Below are 18,286 nucleotides of genomic sequence, written 5' to 3' on the forward strand. Positions count from 1 at the left end.
TCCCACGCCTCAATCCCCCGGAGGTAACGTGCGTCGCCTCACCGTGCGATGGGCTGTGTTCGGCACGACCGCGGTGCTCGGCCTCGTCCTGGCCGGCACCACCGGCGCCAGCGCCGCCCCCGCTGCCCCTGCCACCACCTCATGCGATCCGGTCGCCCCTTCCGGCTGCATGCTGCCGTTCCCCAACAACTACTTCACCGTCCCCGACCGGCACAGCGCGACCGGCCGGCGCGTGCACTTCGACCCGGCCGCGATGCCAGCCAACGTGCTCGGCCAGAGCATCGACCCGACCGAGTGGGACCGGCAGGACGGGTTCAGCCCGGGCGAGCCGATCCTGGTCCAGGTGCCCGGGCTCGACGTGGCCAGGTCGCACATCGCGCCGGTGACCGACATCGGGTCCTCGCTGGACGCGAACGCGCCGATCGTGCTCATCAACTCCCGCACCGGCCGCCGCACGCCCTACTGGGCGGAACTCGACGCGCACGCCGCCGCCCAGCCGGACCGGCAACTGCTCATCATCCGACCGGCCGTGGCGCTGGACGAGGGTGCGACCTACCTCGTCGGCCTGCGCGACCTGCGGGACAGCGCCGGCAGGTCGATCCCGGCGCCGGCCAGCTTCCGGTCCGCCCTGGCGGCCGGCGGTCACCACCGGACCGCCCGCGACTCGCAGCTCCAGCACATCGCCGCGTCCCTGGCCGCACGCGGAGTTAGCACCCGCGACCTCTACCTGGCCTGGGACTTCACCGTCGCCAGCGAACAGAACCTGACCGGGCGCATGCTCGCCATCCGGGACACGGCGTTCAAGGCTCTCGGCAGGTCCGCGCCGAAGTTCACCGTCGCCTCGGTGGTCAACTACACCGCCGACCAGGACGCCCGCATCGCGAGGCAGGTCGTGGGCACCGTGACGGTGCCGTCGTTCCTCACTGGCTCGGGCGGCCCGGGTTCCCGGCTGCACTACGGCCCGGCCGGCGGCAACGGCCTTCCGGCCACACCCGACGCCCTGCCCACCCCGTCCGGACAGGACCTCCAGGCCGGCTTCGTCTGCAACATCCCGCGGGCCGCCGATCCGGCACACCCCGCACACCTCTCCCTGTACGGTCACGGTCTGCTCGGCTCGCCGACAGAGATCAACGCCGGCAACGTCAAGGACATGTCCAACGGACACGACTTCATGTTCTGCGCGACCAGTTGGATCGGCCTGGCCGCCGATGACGTGAACTTCGTCGCCGGAGTGTGGAGCAACGTCTCCCAGTTCGCCGCGGTACCGGACAGGCTCCAGCAGGGCTTCCTGAATTTCCTGTTCCTTGGCCGGGCGATGGATACCGGGTCCGGATTCGCCAGCGATCCGGCCTTCCAGGACGCGCACGGGCACTCGCTCATCGACGTGCGCGGCGGCCTACACTATGACGGCAACAGCCAGGGCGGCATCAACGGCGGCGCGCTGACCGCCATCGCCCAGGACTTCACCCGTGCGGTGCTCGGCGTCCCCGGCATGAACTACTCCACGCTGTTGCAGCGCAGCGTCGACTTCGCGCCGTTCCAGCAGATCGCCGACGGATACTACCCGGACCCCATCGATCAGCAGCTCATCTTCGGGTTGCTGCAGATGCTCTGGGACCGGGGCGAGGCCGACGGGTACGCGCAGCACCTCACCACCGACCCGCTGCCGCACACACCGGCGCACACCGTCCTCATGCACGTGGCGTTCGCCGACCACCAGGTCTCGAACGTGGCGGCCGAGGTCGAGGCCCGCACCATCGGCGCCCGCCTCTACCAGCCGGCGCTCGCACCCGGCTGGACCAACGAGGTGCACCCGTACTGGGGCATCCCGTCGCTGCCGGACCACCCGTACCGGGGCTCGGCGATGGTGGTCTGGAACAGCGGGGCGGCGTTCAACCCGCCGCCGACGAACCTGACACCGGACGGGCCGCAGTACGGCGAGGACCCGCACGAGTTCCCCCGGGCACAGCCGGAGGCCCAGCAGCAGAAGGCCACCTTCCTGCTGACCGGGTTCGTGGTGGACGTCTGCGGCGGGCAGCCGTGCCCGTCCAACTGACCGTCCGGTAGACCGAGGCGGGCTCCGGTGCTGTCGCGCCGGAGCCCGCCGCAGGAGGCCCGCGGGCAAGGGATCAGTTCGCCGCAAGGGCCCGTCGCAAGGAGGCCGTCTTAAGGAGCCCGCGGGCAAGGGGCGCGCCCGGCCCCGCCGCAAGGGTCGCGGCGGGGCGCCCGGTCGGGCACAGTGATGCCTATGGTGATTCCCGTCCACGACGTGCTGCCGGTACGCCGGACTCCCTGGGTCACCTATGCCCTGATCGCGATCAACGTGGTCGTCTTCCTGCTGACCCCGGCCGCGCGCAGCACCGGCGTACAGGCCACCAGCGTCACCCAGCTGTGCCAGCAGGAGGCGTTCTACGACCGGTACTCGGCGATCCCGGCGGAGTTGACGCACGATCAGCAACTGGCCCGGGTACCGACCGGGACCGCCGCGGTCGGGCGCGGCGGGGCGGTGGGCTGCCTGGTCGGGCCGCCCAGCTATCACAAGATCCCGGCGCTCTCCGTCCTGTACGCGATGTTCCTGCACGGCGGCTGGCTGCACCTGCTCGGCAACATGCTGTTCCTCTGGGTCTTCGGCAACAACGTGGAGGACCGGCTGGGTCGGGTGCGGTTCGCGTTGTTCTACCTGGTCTGTGGGTACGCGGCCGCGTACGTCTTCGCTCTGGCCAACGCGAACTCCACCCAGCCGCTGATCGGCGCGTCCGGCGCGATCGCGGGTGTGCTCGGCGCCTACCTGGTGCTCTATCCGCGCGCCCGGGTGTGGAGCCTGGTTCCGTTTCTGTTGTTCATCCCGCTCCGGCTGCCCGCCTGGCTCGTCCTCGGCATGTGGTTCGTGCTGCAGTGGGTCTACTCGGCCGGGTACGCGGTCTCCGACGCGGGCTCGGTGGCATACCTGGCGCACGTGGTCGGCTTCGTCCTCGGTGCGCTGCTCGCGATCCCGCTGCGGGGACGCCGGCCACCGGTCGGGTACCCGGTCCGGCGTTGAGGATCGCCTGACACCCGGAAGCTGTGCCCATACCCACTCGGGTACCTCGTTCACGCTGACCAGGCCACCGTCGTCGACGGCGCACGGCAGGTCCGGCCTGCCGATGCGCAGCTGCCTCGCCAGATCCGGGCGGAGGGGCGACGGATGCCGACGCATCATCTTGATCGCGGATAGAAGGGATTCTATTGTTGATTGAGTTACTTGTTCTGTGTTTGTCGTCATGATTCGGGGGTCCGACTTGACGTACCACGGCGCCGGCTGATTTGATCTTGCGAAGCCTACTGTCCCGGTAGGCCAACTAGGGAATGGAGATCCCGCCGTGTCCGCCGCCCAGATTGGTTCGCCCGACGTTGCCCGCCGGGGATCCGAGACCTGGCGGCGGCTGCTCGCCGACCGGTGGGCCGCGATCGGAGCGGTGGTGGTCGTGCTGCTCGTCCTCTTCGCGGTGCTGGCGCCGGTACTGGCCGGGATCGAGGGGCAGGACGCCTACACGTACCACCTCGACGCCCTGGCCGACTCCGGCGCACCACTGGGCTCCGGCGGCGGAATGAGCGGTCGGCACTGGTTCGGCGTGGAGCCGCGTACCGGACGCGACCTGTTCGCGATCGTGGCCTTCGGCGCGCGCACCTCGCTGCTCATCGGCGTCGGCGCGACCGCGGTCGCGGTCCTGCTGGGCGTCGCGGTCGGTGTCACCGCCGGTTACTTCGGCGGATGGTACGACCGGCTGATCAGCCGCGGCGTGGACGTGCTGTTCGGGTTCCCGAGCCTGATCTTCATGATCGCGGTGGGCGCCATCGTGCCGGCCCGGTTCCCCCGCTCCTCGCTCATCCTCCTGGTCATCGGCTTCTTCGGCTGGCCGCCGGTGGCACGCGTGGTCCGCGGTCAGACGCTGGTGCTGCGGCGGCGTACGTTCGTCGTCGCCTCCGAGGCGATGGGCGCGGGGTCGGTCCACGTCCTGGTACGGCAGTTGCTGCCCAACCTCGGGGCGACCGTCATCGTGTACGCAACCATGCTGGTACCCGGCATGATCGGCGCCGAGGCGGCGCTGTCCTTCCTCGGGGTGGGGGTACCGCCGCCCACCCCGTCCTGGGGGCGCACGATCGGGTCGGCCATCGACTGGGTCTCGACCGACGTGATGTTCCTGCTGTTCCCGGGCCTGGCACTGTTCGCCGCCACGCTGTCGTTCAACCTGCTCGGCGACGGGCTGCGTGACGCCCTCGACCCGAGGCTGCGGGGGCTGCGATGAGGACCGCGCGATTCGTGGCCGGCCGGGTGCTGGCGACGGTCCTGGTGCTGCTGATCGTCAGCGCGCTGACCTACCTGGTGTTCTACCTGTTGCCGTCCGATCCGGCGCAGCTGTCCTGCGGTCGCCCGTGCACGCCGGCCAGCCTGGCCACCGCCCGCGCCTTCATGGGCTACGACGAACCGGTGTGGCGGCAGTACCTGGCGTTCCTCGGCGGGATCTTCGCCGGACGCAGCTACGGCTCCGGCGTCGCCGCGATCCACTGCGCCGCCCCGTGTTTCGGCTACTCGTTCCAGCTGAACGCGCCGGTCACCCAGCTCATCCTCGGCCGGATCCCGGTCACCTTCTCGATCGCGATCGGCGCGGCCGTGCTGTGGCTGCTGCTCGGCGTGTCGGCCGGGGTCGGCTCGGCGGTCAAGCGCGGGACGTTGCTCGACCGGGCCGCGATGGCCGTGGCCGTCGGTGGCGTCTCCGCACCGGCCTACCTGGTCGGCCTGCTGGCCATCCTGCTGTTCGGGTTCACGCTCAACATGGTGCCGGTCAACGGGTACGTGGCGCTGACCGAGAACCCGGTGCAGTGGGCCTGGCATCTCGTGCTGCCCTGGTGCGTGCTGGCCGTCATCTCGGCCGCGGTGTACGCGCGGCTGACCCGCGCGCAGATGCTCGACGTGCTCGGCGAGGACTACATCCGTACGGCGCGGGCCAAGGGGCTGCGCGAGTGGCGGGTGGTCGGCCGGCACGGGCTGCGCAACGTGCTCATCCCGGTCGTGACGCTGTTCGGGCTCGACCTGGGGCAGTTGCTCGGCGGCGCGGTCATCACCGAACGGGTCTTCAGCATGCAGGGTCTCGGTGCGCTGCTCATCGACGCGGTCCACAACCTCGACCTGCCGCTGGTCGTGGGCATCACGCTGTTCTCGGCCTTCCTCATCATCCTCGCCAACGCCGCCGTCGACCTGCTCTACGGCGCCATCGACCCGCGCGCCGCCGCTTGACGCCCGTGCGGCCGGGCAGCCTCCGACACCGACGAAGGGAACACCGAGCATGAGACGTCACGGGGCCGCCGGAGCCGTCGCAGTCACCGCTGCACTGGCGCTGGCGCTGACCGCCTGCAATGCCAACCCGTCCAGTACCGCGTCGCCCGGGCCGACCACGGCGGTGACGAAGGGCGGCACGCTGACCATCCTGACCGCGCAGACGAACATCGACCTCGACCCGGCGAAGAGCCAGAACCTGGCCACCACCACGCTCGGGCTGGTGCTGCGCCGGTTGACCACCTGGGACATCCAGCCAGGCCAGCCGGCCAAGGTGGTACCCGACCTGGCCACCACGACCGGCACCAGCAGCGCCGACGGCAAGACCTGGACGTTCCAGCTCAAGGACGGGCTCAAGTACGCCGACGGCACCCCGATCACGGCGGCCGACATCAAGTACGGCGTGGAGCGTTCGTTCGCGCCGGAGCTGTCCGGCGGCCTCGGCTACCACAAGACCCTGCTGGTCGGCGGCGACACGTACAAGGGTCCGTACACCGGTGGCGACCTGACGTCGATCGAGGTGCCGGACGCCCGTACCATCGTCTTCCACCTCACCAAGTCCTACGGCGACTGGCCGTGGATCGTCTCCATGCCGGCGTTCACGCCGGTCCCCAAGGCCAAGGACGACCCGCAGAAGTACGGCAAGAACCCGGTCGCCTCCGGCCCGTACCAGGTCGACGTCAACCAGCAGGGCAGCCTGCTGCGGCTGAAGCGCAACCCGTACTGGGACGCGAAGACCGACCCGGAGCGCACCGGCGGACCCGACCAGGTCGTGTTCCAGCTCGGGCAGGACACCACGGTCCAGGCGCAGCGGCTGATCGCGGACTCCGGAGCGGACAAGAACGCGTTCGGTGCCGGCTTCGTGCCGCCGTCCCAACTCGTGCAGATCCAGCAGAACCCGACCGCCAAGTCCCGGTTGGTCACCTCCGACGCCGGAGCGCTGGAGTTCCTGGCGATGAACGTGACCCGCCCGGGGCTGTCCGACCTGCGGGTGCGGCAGGCCATCGAGTACGCCGTGGACAAGAAGTCGGTGCAGGTCGCCGCCGGCGGCGTGATCGGCGGTGACCCGGCCACCACCCTCATCACCCCGGGCATCGCCGGCCGGGCCGACTACGACCTGTACCCGGCCGGACCGGACGGCGACCCGGCCAAGGCGAAGCAGTTGCTGGCCCAGGCCGGCCACGCCAGCGACCTGAAGCTGACCCTGCTCGTGCAGGACGACCAGCTGAACGTCGGCTACGGCGAGGCGGTCCAGCAGGGTCTGAAGCGGGTCGGCATCGAGGTGACCCTCAAGCCCGAGGAGTATGACGCCTGGACCGCCGACGTCACCAACGACAAGGGCGACTACGACCTGGCCATCTCCGGCTGGCAGCCGGACTTCCCGAGCGCGAACGGCAACATCGAGCCGCTGTTCGCCTCCTCCGAGATCGGCGGCGGCGGGTTCAACCTGTCGCGGTACTCGCAGCCGCAGGCGGACGGGCTGATCCAGCAGGCGACCGGTGAGACCGATCCGGCCAAGGCGCAGGCGCTGTGGGCCCAGGCCGACAAGCGCATCATGCAGGACGCTCCGGTGGTTCCGTTGCTGTACACGAAGAACTCGTTCCTGCACGGTTCGGGCGTGCAGAACTTCTTCGTCGCGTCGTTCCCGGCGTACCCCAACTACCTCAAGGTGTCGCTGGCGAAATGAGCGGCACGAAATGAGCGGCACCTCCGACGATCCACTGCTGTCGGTGGACCGGCTGGCCATCGCGTTCCGGACGTCCGGGGCGGCGCACGAGGCGGTCCGCGACGCGTCCTTCGGGCTGCGTCGCGGGCACGTGCTCGCGCTGGTCGGCGAGTCCGGATCCGGCAAGAGCGTCACCGCCATGGCCACGCTGGGGCTGTTGCCGCCGACCGCGCGGGTCACCGGCAGCATCCGGCTTGCCGGCGAGGAACTGGTCGGTGCCGATCCGGGCCGGCTGCGGCAGATCCGCGGCGGCCGGATCGGCACCATCTTCCAGGAGCCGACCAGCGCCCTGAACCCGGTGTTCACCGTCGGCGACCAGATCGCCGAGGCCATCCGCGTCCACCGGGACTACGGTCGCTCGACCGTACGCGCCCGGGTCCGGGAACTGCTCGACACCGTCGGGCTCGACGCCCCCGAGCGCATCGCCCGGTCGTACCCGCACCAGCTGTCCGGCGGCCAGCTGCAACGCGCGATGATCGCGATGGCCATCAGCTGCGAACCCGAACTGCTGATCGCCGACGAACCGACCACCGCGCTGGACGTCACCGTCCAGGCCGGGATCCTCGACCTGATGCGTGACCTGCGCTCCCGGTTGGACATGGCGATCCTGCTCATCACGCACGACATGGGGGTGGTCGCGGACCTCGCCGACGACGTGGTGGTGCTGCGGCAGGGTGAGGTGGTCGAACGGGCGCCGGTCGGGACGCTGTTCGCCGCTCCCGGGCACCCGTACACCCGGGCACTGCTGGACGCGGTACCTCGGCTGGTCGAGATGTCCGGGGACGCGGGAGAGACCGACGCCGGGCCGGTCGCCGGTGTCGACGCCGACGCCGATGTCGACGCGAGTGCCGATGCCGCCGGTGCGGTGGTGGCGTTGCGCGACACGGTGGTCACCTACCCGGGGCGGCGGGGCAGCGGCCGGCTGCGCGCCGTGGACGGTGTCCGGTTGCACGTCGGAGCCGGCGAGGTACTGGGGCTGGTAGGCGAGTCCGGATCGGGGAAGTCCACCGTGGCCCGGGCGGTCGCCGGCCTGGTACCGGTCACCTCCGGCGAGGTACGGGTGGCCGGCGTCGACGTCGCGCACGCGTCCCGGCACGGGCGTGCCGGCGGCCGGTCGATGCGCGCCGTACGGGCCCGGATGGGCATCGTGTACCAGGATCCGGCGTCGTCGCTCAATCCACGGTGGACAGTCGGGGACAGCATCGCCGAGCCGGTGCTGCTGCACACCGACGTTCGCGGGCCGGCGCTCGCCCGGCGGGTGGACGAACTGCTCGACGCGGTCGCGTTGCCGGTCGCCCTCCGCGGACGCCACCCGCACGAACTGTCCGGCGGTCAACGCCAGCGGGTCGCCATCGCCCGTGCGCTGGCGCTGGACCCGGCGTTGCTCATCGCCGACGAGCCGACCAGCGCACTGGACGTGTCCGTCCAGGCGACGATCCTCGCGCTGCTGCGGGACCTGCGCGAGGAGTTCGGGTTCGCCTGCCTGTTCATCAGCCACGACCTCGCCGTGGTCGCGCAACTCGCCGACCAGGTCGCGGTCATGCACCGTGGCCGGATCGTCGAGCAGGGACCGACCGCGGACGTGATGCGCGCGCCTCGCGACCCGTACACCCGGCGGCTGCTGTCCGCCGCGCCGGTCGCGGATCCGCAGTCGCAGGCGCGACGGCGGGAGGAGTGGCGGTCGCTGTCGGCGGCGTCCCCGGCGGCCTGACCGGCTCCGGTACACCTTTACAGCGTGGGCGGCGTCGTGCTAGATATCATCCGATGTTTGTCGGCAGTCCCCCCGAGTGTTCCTGTCTGAAGCGCGCACCACGCCGCGTTATGCCCTGATTCATCGGATCGCTCTCCATGCCCAGGCCATCGTCCGCCTCCCGGGAGGTTTCCGGTGCCACTCCGTCCCACGTTCACGTCCTCATACCGGTGGCGCCCCCTGGCCGGCGCCGCAGTCCTGCTCGCTGCCGTGTCCGGCGCCGCCCTGTTCGGGCCGCCTCCGTCGTCGGCGGCCGCCGCCGGGGCCACGACCGCCTGGCACGACGGGTCGTTCCAGCTCGACGCCGACCAGGTGGTCAGCCGCTCGGACATCGTGCTCGGCCAGCCGAACGTCAACCCGACCGCATCCATGCCGCTGGGCAACGGGTCGCTCGGTGTCGCCGCATGGGCGGCGAACGGCTTCACCGCGCAGCTCAACCGGTCCGACACCATGCCCGACCGCAAGTCGCCGGGGCAGCTGACCATCCCCGGGCTGTCGGTGATCTCGCACGCGGCCGACTTCGCCGGCCGGCTGGACCTGACCGACGGGGTACTCGAGGAGTCCGGCGGCGGGATGTCCATGAAGGCGTGGGTGTCCACCGGCGCGGACGAGCTGATCGTTGACGTCACCGGCGCCGACCCGACCGTCGCCCAGACCGCTTCGATCAATCTGTGGGCCGGCCGCCACCCCACCGCGGCCGTCTCCGGCACCATCGGCACACTCGCGGAGACCTGGGTCGACCAGGGCGAGGCCGGTGCCGGCGGGCAGACGTTCGGCTCGCTGGCGTCGATCACCGCCGACGGACGCGACGTCAGCGCCGCGGTCGCCGGCCCGACGCAGGTACGGGTCAGCTTCACCCCCAAGCGCGACGGCTCGTTCCGGGTGGTGGTCGGATCGCCGGCCTGGCACGGTGGCGACGCCCCCAAGGCGGCGAAGAAGCTGCTCGGCAACGACGCGAAGGCCGGTGCGGCCGCACTGCTGAACCGGCAGGACAAGTGGTGGCGCGACTTCTGGGAGCACACCGGGCTGATCGAGCTGAACTCGGCCGACGGCTCCGCCGCGTACCTGGAGAACCTGCGCACCCTGTACCTGTACGAGGAGGCGGCGTCCGAGAAGGCCGGCATCTACCCGGGCAACCAGGCCGGCGACGCCGACATGTTCGACTGGAGCCAGGACCGGCAGACCTGGACGCCGTCGGAGTACTGGCTGTGGAACCTGCGCGCCGAGATCTCGGCGAACCTGAGCTCCGGCAACGACCAGCTCAACACGCCCATCTTCGACATGTACCTCGATGACCTGGCGAACATCGAGACCTGGACCCGGCAGCAGATGGGCGGCCTGCCGGGCGCCTGCGTACCCGAGGTCATGCGGTTCAACGGCAACGGCGGAGACCCGGGCAGGGGCGCCAACTCCGGCTGCAGCGAGCCCGGCTCGCCGAACTGGAACGCGCTGAACATCACCAGCGGCCCGGAGTTGTCGGTCTACCTGTGGCAGCAGTACCAGGCCACCGGCGACCGGGCGTTCCTCAAGCGGGCGTTCCCCTTCATGGAGGCGACCGCGCAGTTCCTGCTGGCCTACCAGCAGGTCGGCCCGGACGGACTGCTGCACGCCGTGGCCAACGCGCACGAGACCCAGTGGGCCGTGCAGGACCCGACCACCGACATCGCCGCCGACCGGGTGCTGTTCCCGATCATCGCGCGGGCCGCGGCGGTGGTCGGCGACAAGCCCGCTTCGGATCCGCTGCTCGACCAGTTCGCCCGGGCGCTGACGCAGATCCCGCCGTACCCGCGCACGAACACCCCGGGACACAACCAGTTGCTCAACCCCGGCTACACCCAGGCCGAGACCGACGCGGCGGACGCGACCGGTACCGACATGATCGCGATTTCGTACCAGCCGGCGGCGTCCCGGCAGAACGGCGAGAACATCGAGCTCGAACCGCTCTGGCCGTGGAACGACATCAGCGATCAGGACGGCAACCTCTACACGCTGGAGCAGCGCAGCTACGCCAACCGCCCGAACAAGGGCGGCAACGACTGGTCGTTCGACGCCCTCGACGCGGCCCGCCTGGAGCAGCCCGCCCAGGTCGAGAGCAACCTGATCTCGCTGACCAAGGGCCACCAGGTGTACCCGAACGGCTTCGCCGACCTGGGCAGCACGGTCGGCTACCAGCCCTACATGGAGCAGTCTGCCGGGGTCGCGGCGGCTCTCGACGAGGCGCTGGCCCAGGACTACGACGGCATCATCCGGTTCGCACCGGCGTGGCCGGCCGACTGGGACGGCAGCGGAACCGTCTACATCCAGGGCAACGGCAAGGTCGACGTCCAGGTCGAGGGCGGCGAGCTGGTCACCGCGGCCATCGAGGCCGGTAGCACCGGCACGCTGACCGTGAAGAACCCGTGGCCCGGCCAGTTTGTCCAGGTGGTCGACGGGAAGAAGGCCGGCAGGACGGTGGTCAAGCCGACGAGTGCCGCGCTGCTGCGGGTACCGGTCACCGCCGGCAGGTCGTACCTCGTCGAACGGGTGTCCGCGCCGACGGCCGGCCGACCGTTCGCGGCTGTGACCGGCAGCGCGCCGGTCGGCGCCCGGCACCTGGGCAACGTCCAGATCGGGCTCGACCCGGCCGGCCCACCCACCACGGCGGTGGTCGGCACCGTACTCGGCGCCACCAACGCGAGCTACGGACTCAGCCAGGTCGATGCCGCCTCCGCGACCACTGCGTCCGATGTGGACGGTCTGAGCGCACGCACCGCCACGGTGGTGGCCGGCGCGGGCGACCTGTACTTCGACATCGACGACTCGGTCGCGCGTACCAGCGGGTACCACGCCACGTTCACGGTCTCGTACCACGACACGGGTACCGGCCAGATCGCGCTCCAGTACGACGACGGGCCGGCCGACCGGACGCACCTCGCCGGTACGATCCAGCTCACCGGCAGCGACACCTGGAAGACCGCCACCATCACGGCGGACGGCGCCTACCTCGGCGACCTCGAGGCCGGCGGCGCCGACTTCCGGCTGCACTCCACCGCGGCCTTCACCGTGCACAGCGTCGCGGTGTCGGTCACCGGACCGGCCGTGCCGACCGGGACGCGGTTCCCGCCGGCCCCGGTCGTCACCACGCCGAAGAACGGCGCGACGGTCAAGCTCGCGTCGGCCATCTCCGGTACGGCCGCGCCGGACGCGACCGTGACGGTCGGCAAGGGCGGGTCCGTCCTGTGTACCGCGACCGCGGACGACCACGGCGCGTGGAGCTGCGCGCCGAGCGGGGGACTGACCCCGGGACGGCAGACGATCACCGCCACCGCGACGGATCCGACCGGACTGACCGGCCCGGCCTCGGCCGCGGTCAGCTTCGACGCCTCGGACGTGCCGCCCGGTACGGCCGTGGTCGGCTCGGTCGTGGGGGCCACCAACTCCAGCTACGGCATGAGCCAGGACGAGACACCGTCGCCCGGGTTCGACGGCCCGACCACGGCGTCGGTCATCGACGGACTGTCCGCCCGGACAAGCACCGACAGCAACATCTACTTCAACGTCGACGACTCGATCGCCCACGCCGGCGACTACGCCGTGCGGTTCACCGTGTCGTACTTCGACCAGGGCAACGGCTCGTTCTCGGTGCAGTACGACGACGGGTCCAGCGACCCGTACCGCTCGACGGCCGGCATCCCGCTGAGCGGAAGCAACACCTGGAAGACCGCGACGGTCACCGCGTCCGACGTGTTCTTCGGCGGTGCGCAGCACTCCAGCGCGGACTTCCGGCTGCGCAACGGCAGCGGGCAGGTGACGGTGCACAGCGCCGTCGTGTCGATCACCGGTGCCGGGGTACCCGACGCCACGGACTTTCCGCCGCCGGTCGCGATCACCGCTCCCGCCTCGGGCAGTGTCGTGACGGCGACGCCGACCGTGTCGGGTACCGCGGAACCGGACGCCACGGTGACCGTGGCCGCCGACGGTACGGCGGTGTGCACCGCGACGGCGTCGGACTCCGGCGCCTGGTCGTGCGCTCCGACCACCCCGCTGGCCGGCGGCGCCCACACCCTGACCGCCACCTCCACCGACGTCACGGCCACCCCGGCCACGTCGGCGCCCGTGCCGGTGACCGTCGGCTCCTAGGAATTGGCCAGCGGTAGGGCAGCGGTGCGGCGGCTCGTCTCCGTCGCACCGCTCCCGGGCGCCGCCACGTCTCCGCCGCACCGCCCCCGGGCACCGCCACAGGAGGCGGGGCAGCGGCGAGAAGCGCGGATGCGCTAGAAATGTCGGCATGACGGGTGGTTCGCTGGGAAACGCCAGCCGGGGCATGGCGGTGGCGACGCTCGCGTCACGGATGACCGGATTCGTCCGGGTCCTCGTGCTGACCGCCTCGCTCGGCCTGGGCGGCCGGCTGCTGGACAGCTACAACGTGGCGAACGCCATCCCCAACGCGGTGTTCGAGCTGATCGTCGGCGGCGCGATGGCCAGCGTGGTCGTGCCCCTGCTGAGCCGGGCCGCGGTGACGGAACACGACCGAGGCGTGCTCTACGCCCAGCGGCTGCTCGCGTTGCTGGCGTACGTGCTCGGTGCCATCGCGGCACTCGCCACGCTCGCGGCTCCCTATCTGGTGGACCTGTACACGCCCGGCTTCACCACTCCGCAGCGCCAGCTCGCCGTCCTGTTCGGCCGGTTCTTCCTGCCCCAGATCCTGTTCTACGGCATGAGCGCCGCGGCCGGCGCCGTCCTCAACATGCGCGACCGGTTCGCGGCACCGATGTGGGCGCCGGTGGTCAACAACCTGGTCGTCATCGCGGTCGGCGTGACCTACGTCGCGATCGGCGGCGGCAGCGACCTGGACGCGCTCACCGGCTTCCAGTCCCTGCTGCTGGCGCTCGGCACGACGCTCGGCGTCGCCGGTCAGACCGCGGTGGTGCTGTGGGCGCTGCGTCGCAGCGGGTTTCCGCTGCGCCCGCGGTGGGATCCCCGGGGCATCGGCATCCGGCGCATCGGGCGGCTCGGCGGTTGGGTGCTCCTGGCGGTGGCCATGGCCCAGGTGCTGGCCACGGTCGCGACGCGGCTCGCGTCGACCGCCGGGCCGGGTGCGGTCAGCTCCTACCAGACCGCGTACGCGCTGTTCCAGATGCCGTACGCGGTGGTCGCCCTGTCGGTGATGACCGCGGTACTGCCCCGGCTGAGCCAGCACGCGGCCCGCCGCGAGTACCGCCGGGTCGTCGAGGAGTTGTCCCGCGCCCTGCGGATGGCCGCCGTGATCGTCGCGCCGCTCGCCGCCGCGATGGTGGTGTTCGGACCGCAGGTGGCCACGTTGCTGTTCGCTCACGGGCACAGCGTCCCGTCGGCGGTGGCCGGGCTCGGCGCCGCGGTACGGGCCTTCGGCCTGCTCCTGCTCCCGTTCGCGGGCTACATGATCCTGCTCCGGGGCTTCTACGCCATGCAGGACACCCGGACCCCCGCACTGCTCACCGCGTCGGTCGGCGCCGTCGGGGTGATCGGCTGCCTGACCGCGTACTGGCTGGTGCCCCGCCACGACCTGGTGGTCGGCCTCGCCGTCGCGTACGCGGTGGCCTACACGTACGGCCTGGCCGCGGCCGGGCTGGTGCTGCGTGCCCGGCTGGGGCGCATCGACGGTCGCCGGCTGGTCGCCCTGCACGCCCGGTTGGCGGTCGCGGTGCTGGTGGCCGCGTGCGTGGCCTTCGGTACGGCACACGTGATCGCGGGAGTGGTCGACGGCGGGTGGACCGGCGCACTGGCAGCCCTGACCGCGGGCGGTGCGGTCGGCGCCGCCGGCTATGCCGCTGCCGCGGCGCTTCTCCGCCTCACCGAACTGCGGCAGATCGCGGCCATGGCGGTCGCCGGCTTCCGTACGGGCTGACCCGGTCGCCGGATCGTCCGACTTGGCTCAGTCGCGGGCGCGCTGCCGAGGCGGTCAGCAGCCCTGGCGTGCCCGCACCTCGGCGAGCCGTTCGCTGAGGAACGCGCGCTCGGGCTCGTTGTCGGTGAGCGCCAGAGCCTCCTCGTACGCCTGCGCCGCCTGCGTCCACCGGTTCAGCCGGCGCAGGAAATCGGCGCGCGTGGCGCTGACGTAGCCGTAGGTGGCCAGCGCCGGCTCGGCGAGCAGCGGTGCCAGCGCGTCGAGGCCGGCCGCGGGACCGTCGCGGAACCCGATCGCCGCCGCGCGGTTCAGCTCGACCACCGGTGAGGGCCAGAGCTGGCGCAGGACGCCGTACAGCGCGACGATCTCCGACCAGTCCGTGTCCTGCCATGTCGGCGCCTCGGCGTGTACCGCGGCGATCGCGGCCTCCACCGCGTACCTGGTCGGAGGTTGCCGCCGCAGGGCGTCGGTCAGCAGGCCGACGCCCTCGGCGATCAGGGCGGTGTCCCAGCGGGTACGGTCCTGTTCGGACAGCAACAGCAGCCGCCCCCCGGCCGACGTGCGGGAGCCGCGTCGCGCGTCGATGAGCAGCATCAGCGCCAGCAGGGCGCTGACCTCGGCGTCGTTCGGCATGAGCAGGTGGAGCATGCGGGCCAGGCGCACCGCGCCGTCGACCAGGTCGCCGCGGACCAGGTGGGCGCCGAGCGGTGCGGTGTGGCCGGTCGTGAAGATCAGGTGTACGACGTCCAGGACCGCGCTGACCCGCTCGGCGAGCTGGTCGGGCGACGGTACCGAGTACGGGATGCGTGCGACCGCGATCTTCTTCTTCGCGCGGGTGATCCGGGCGGCCATCGCGGACTCCTGCACCAGGAACGCGCGCGCCACCTCGGCCGTGGACAGCCCGCACACCAGCCGCAGGGTCAGGGCGACCTGGGCGTCCCGGGACAACGCGGGGTGGCAACAGGTGAACACGAGGCGCAGCCGGTCGTCGTCGACCAGCGTGTCGTCGGGTCCGGGTACCGATTCGTCCGCGACCAGCAGCGGCAGGGTCCGGCGCAGGACCGACTCCCGGCGCAGCTCGTCCCGGGCCCGGTTGCGGGCGGTCGTCGTCAGCCAGGCGCCGGGGCGATCCGGTACGCCGGTCCGCGTCCACGTCCGCAGCGCCTGCACGAACGCGTCCTGGGCGCACTCCTCGGCGAGGTCGAGGTCCCGGGTGAGCTGGGCGGTGGTCGCGAACACCTGGGCCCACTCGCGGCGGTGTGCCTCGGCAACCGCCTCGGCGACTTCGGCGGTCACGACTGGTCTGGGTCGTGGCGTGGCGCCAGACGCGCCGAGCCAGACTGGTCGAAAGCGTGATCTACGACCGGGCGGATCTCCACCCCGCTGTGTCCGGCGTGCACCTCGGGCAGCATAGTCGCGAGCGCGATCACGTCGTCGAGGGTCGCCGCCTCGATCAGGTAGTAGCCGCCCACCGCCTCCTTGGTCTCCAGGAACGGTCCATCTGTCACGGTGACCCCGCCGTCGGAGTTCGCGCGCAGCGTCGTGGCCATCGGCGCCGACTCCAACTCCTCGCTGCCGAGCACCGCCGTGCCGGCCGCGGCGCTGAACGCGGCGTGGGCGGCATCGTGTGCCGCCCCCTGCTCCGGTGACATCGCCTCCCACTGCCGGTGGTCGCCGAAGATGAGAATCAGGTACTTCGCCATGTCACGCCCCATCGTGTCGCGGCCCCGGTCGGGCCTGTCACCCGTACGACGAGCGGGCCGGGTCGCGGATCGACACCGGGACGGGCGAGATCCCACCGGTGCCGGTGGCCGCCACTGTACGCGGGCAGCGAAGTGGGCGCCCCGGATCGGGACGCCCACTCACGGTAGCGGTCGGTTACTGGCAGGAGACGTTCGTCGGAGCGGTGTTGCTGCCGTTCCACGAACCGGTGAAGCCGAACGAGGTGGTCGCGCCGGCACCCAGGGTGCCGTTGTAGCTCACGTTGCGAACCGTCACGCTGGAGCCACTCTGGCTCAGGGTGCCGTTCCACAGCTGGGTGATGGTCTGCCCGTTGGCGAAGGTCCAGGAGACCTGCCACGAGCTGCGCGCGGCGGAGCCGTTGGTGACGGTCACGTTCGCCTGGAACCCGCCCGGCCACTGGTTGACCGTGCTGTACGTGGCCGTACAACCGCCCGCCGGCGGCGGACCGGTCGGCGACTGGCTGGTCGGTGGCGGGCTCGATGGCGGCGGGCTCGATGGCGGCGGCGTGCTCGGCCGGGTGCTGGTCGGTGGCGGGCTCGACGGCGGCGGGGTGCTGCTGCCGCCCAGCGCGTTCAGTACCGTGGTGTAGAGCGGCTTCTGCTGCTCGTTGGTGTTCCACAGCAGGGGTGCGCCCTGCCCCGAGAAGGTGCTCGGCACCCAGGAGTAGTTGTCCGAGACGCCCCACACCGTCCAACCGACGCACCGGCTGATCGCCTTGCACGCGTTGATCACGTTGGTGTAGTAGGTCGACTGTGTGGCGTCCTGGGCGGAGGTCTCCGGCAGCGTCATGCGCACGTCCAGCTCGGTGATCGCCACGTCCAGGCCGAGATTGGCGAACCGGGCCATGTTCTGTTGCATCTGGGTGGGGAAGCCGTACTGCACCGCGAGGTGGGTCTCGAAGCCGATGCCGTTCAGCGGGGCGCCCTGCTGGAGCAATTGCTGGGCCAGGCTGTACATGGCGTCCGCCTTGGCGCCGGTGCCCTCGATGTTGTAGTCGTTGACGTACAGCTTGGCGTTCGGGTCGGCGGCGTGGGCGGTCCGCAGCGCGTCGGCGATGTACTGCACGCCGCCGCCGAACGCGTTGTAGAACACGTCCGTCCGGTAGGACCCGTCGTCGTTGAACGGCTCGTTGACCACGTCCCAGGCGTAGATCTTGCCCTTGTAGTGGGTCACCTCGTTGGTGATGTGGTTTTCCATGGCCGTCTTCGCGGCGGTGCCCGACAGGCCGGACACCCAACCCGGCAACTGGCTGTGCCAGACCAGGTTGTGGCCGCGGACCCGCTGGTTGTGCGAGGTCGCGAAGCTGACGACCTGGTCGCCGGGCCCGTAGTTGAAGCTGCCCTGGGACGGTTCGGTGGTGTCCCACTTCATCTCGTTCTCGGGCGTGACCATGTCGAACTGGCTGCCGGCGATGCCGCTGTACGTGGAGTCTCCGGCGTGCGCGGTCGCATACGCGACGCCGAAGTACCGCCCCTGAGCCTCGGCCGCCGCGGCCAGCCCGGTCGCGGCCTGCGCCGGGTTGCTGCCCAGGATCGTGAGACTGATACCGGCGACGGCCACCAACGGCGCGACGATGCCGCCGAGCAGCCGGACGCGCCGGGTCGTTCGGGATGTCATGAGACCTCTTCCTTCGTACCGGTTCGCGCAGGGGTCCATCGGCCGGACGCACCGTTCGCGATCTGCCGCAAGCACGGTCTGCCACAAACACGGTCGCCCGACGTAGACGTGGGGTAGTACCTGCCGGCCTGCCCTTGGCCGCGCTGTCCCGCCCGGCCAGCGGATCGCCGGGCGCACCAACCTGCGAAGGTCTCTTGGCTCCCAAGTTCCGAAAGATATCGGAAGATGGGGGAAGGTTATCGGAGCGAGTTCATCCCCGTCAACGCCCGT

Annotated in this window: 11 protein-coding genes; 8 read left to right on the top strand and 3 right to left on the bottom strand. The window is 71.1% G+C overall.

Annotated features, from left to right (window positions below; translation table 11 throughout):
- Positions 1–28 precede the first annotated feature (28 nt).
- The 8 genes from Raf01_RS18595 (at position 29) to murJ (ending at position 14,656) form a co-directional block, all read left to right on the top strand.
- Positions 29–2,056: a hypothetical protein gene (locus Raf01_RS18595; RefSeq protein ID WP_239133723.1), complete on the top strand. Its 2,028-nt coding sequence runs from the start codon at positions 29–31 to the stop codon at positions 2,054–2,056.
- A gap of 192 nt (positions 2,057–2,248) precedes the next feature.
- On the top strand, positions 2,249–3,040 hold the full coding sequence (locus tag Raf01_RS18600; protein ID WP_203919188.1) for a rhomboid family intramembrane serine protease: 792 nt from the start codon (positions 2,249–2,251) through the stop codon (positions 3,038–3,040).
- Positions 3,041–3,359: 319 nt separating this feature from the next.
- Entirely contained in the window at positions 3,360–4,286 is a 927-nt protein-coding gene (locus Raf01_RS18605; RefSeq protein ID WP_239133724.1) for an ABC transporter permease, read from the top strand.
- Positions 4,283–5,275, top strand: coding sequence for an ABC transporter permease (locus Raf01_RS18610; protein ID WP_203919189.1), 993 nt, complete (start codon positions 4,283–4,285; stop codon positions 5,273–5,275). The genes Raf01_RS18605 and Raf01_RS18610 overlap by 4 nt, the downstream gene beginning before the upstream one ends.
- 49 nt (positions 5,276–5,324) lie before the next feature.
- On the top strand, positions 5,325–7,001 hold the full coding sequence (locus Raf01_RS18615) for an ABC transporter substrate-binding protein (RefSeq protein WP_203919190.1): 1,677 nt from the start codon (positions 5,325–5,327) through the stop codon (positions 6,999–7,001).
- A gap of 10 nt (positions 7,002–7,011) precedes the next feature.
- Positions 7,012–8,751, top strand: a complete 1,740-nt coding sequence (locus Raf01_RS18620; RefSeq protein ID WP_203919191.1) for an ABC transporter ATP-binding protein — start codon at positions 7,012–7,014, stop codon at positions 8,749–8,751.
- Between the two features lie 174 nt (positions 8,752–8,925).
- Positions 8,926–12,909, top strand: coding sequence for an Ig-like domain-containing protein (locus Raf01_RS18625; RefSeq protein ID WP_203919192.1), 3,984 nt, complete (start codon positions 8,926–8,928; stop codon positions 12,907–12,909).
- 184 nt (positions 12,910–13,093) lie between these two features.
- Positions 13,094–14,656 (top strand): murein biosynthesis integral membrane protein MurJ, encoded by a 1,563-nt coding sequence (murJ, locus tag Raf01_RS18630; RefSeq protein ID WP_203919221.1) that lies wholly within the window; start codon positions 13,094–13,096, stop codon positions 14,654–14,656.
- 54 nt (positions 14,657–14,710) lie between these two features.
- On the opposite strand, the gene Raf01_RS18635 is transcribed toward murJ, so the two are convergent.
- The 3 genes from Raf01_RS18635 to Raf01_RS18645 all read right to left on the bottom strand — a co-directional run bounded on the left by Raf01_RS18635 (position 14,711) and on the right by Raf01_RS18645 (position 18,016).
- Positions 14,711–15,895, bottom strand: a complete 1,185-nt coding sequence (locus Raf01_RS18635; protein WP_203919222.1) for an RNA polymerase sigma factor — start codon at positions 15,893–15,895, stop codon at positions 14,711–14,713.
- 53 nt (positions 15,896–15,948) lie between these two features.
- A complete protein-coding gene (locus tag Raf01_RS18640) occupies positions 15,949–16,359 on the bottom strand; it encodes a YciI family protein (protein ID WP_203919193.1) in 411 nt (136 codons plus the stop codon).
- A 175-nt stretch (positions 16,360–16,534) separates the two neighbouring features.
- On the bottom strand, positions 16,535–18,016 hold the full coding sequence (locus Raf01_RS18645) for a glycoside hydrolase family 10 protein (protein ID WP_203919194.1): 1,482 nt from the start codon (positions 18,014–18,016) through the stop codon (positions 16,535–16,537).
- Positions 18,017–18,286: the final 270 nt, after the last annotated feature.

The sequence above is a fragment of the Rugosimonospora africana genome, from assembly GCF_016862975.1.
In the GTDB taxonomy this organism is placed as follows: Bacteria; Actinomycetota; Actinomycetes; order Mycobacteriales; family Micromonosporaceae; genus Rugosimonospora; species Rugosimonospora africana.

What these genes read in the sequence shown, in the direction of transcription:
- Raf01_RS18600 (WP_203919188.1), top strand. Translation starts at nt 2,249, where the DNA reads ATGGTGATTCCCGTCCACGACGTGCTGCCGGTACGCCGGACTCCCTGG.
- Raf01_RS18610 (WP_203919189.1), top strand. Translation starts at nt 4,283, where the DNA reads ATGAGGACCGCGCGATTCGTGGCCGGCCGGGTGCTGGCGACGGTCCTG.
- Raf01_RS18615 (WP_203919190.1), top strand. Translation starts at nt 5,325, where the DNA reads ATGAGACGTCACGGGGCCGCCGGAGCCGTCGCAGTCACCGCTGCACTG.
- Raf01_RS18620 (WP_203919191.1), top strand. Translation starts at nt 7,012, where the DNA reads ATGAGCGGCACCTCCGACGATCCACTGCTGTCGGTGGACCGGCTGGCC.
- murJ (WP_203919221.1), top strand. Translation starts at nt 13,094, where the DNA reads ATGGCGGTGGCGACGCTCGCGTCACGGATGACCGGATTCGTCCGGGTC.
- Raf01_RS18640 (WP_203919193.1), bottom strand. Translation starts at nt 16,359, where the DNA reads ATGGCGAAGTACCTGATTCTCATCTTCGGCGACCACCGGCAGTGGGAG.
- Raf01_RS18645 (WP_203919194.1), bottom strand. Translation starts at nt 18,016, where the DNA reads ATGACATCCCGAACGACCCGGCGCGTCCGGCTGCTCGGCGGCATCGTC.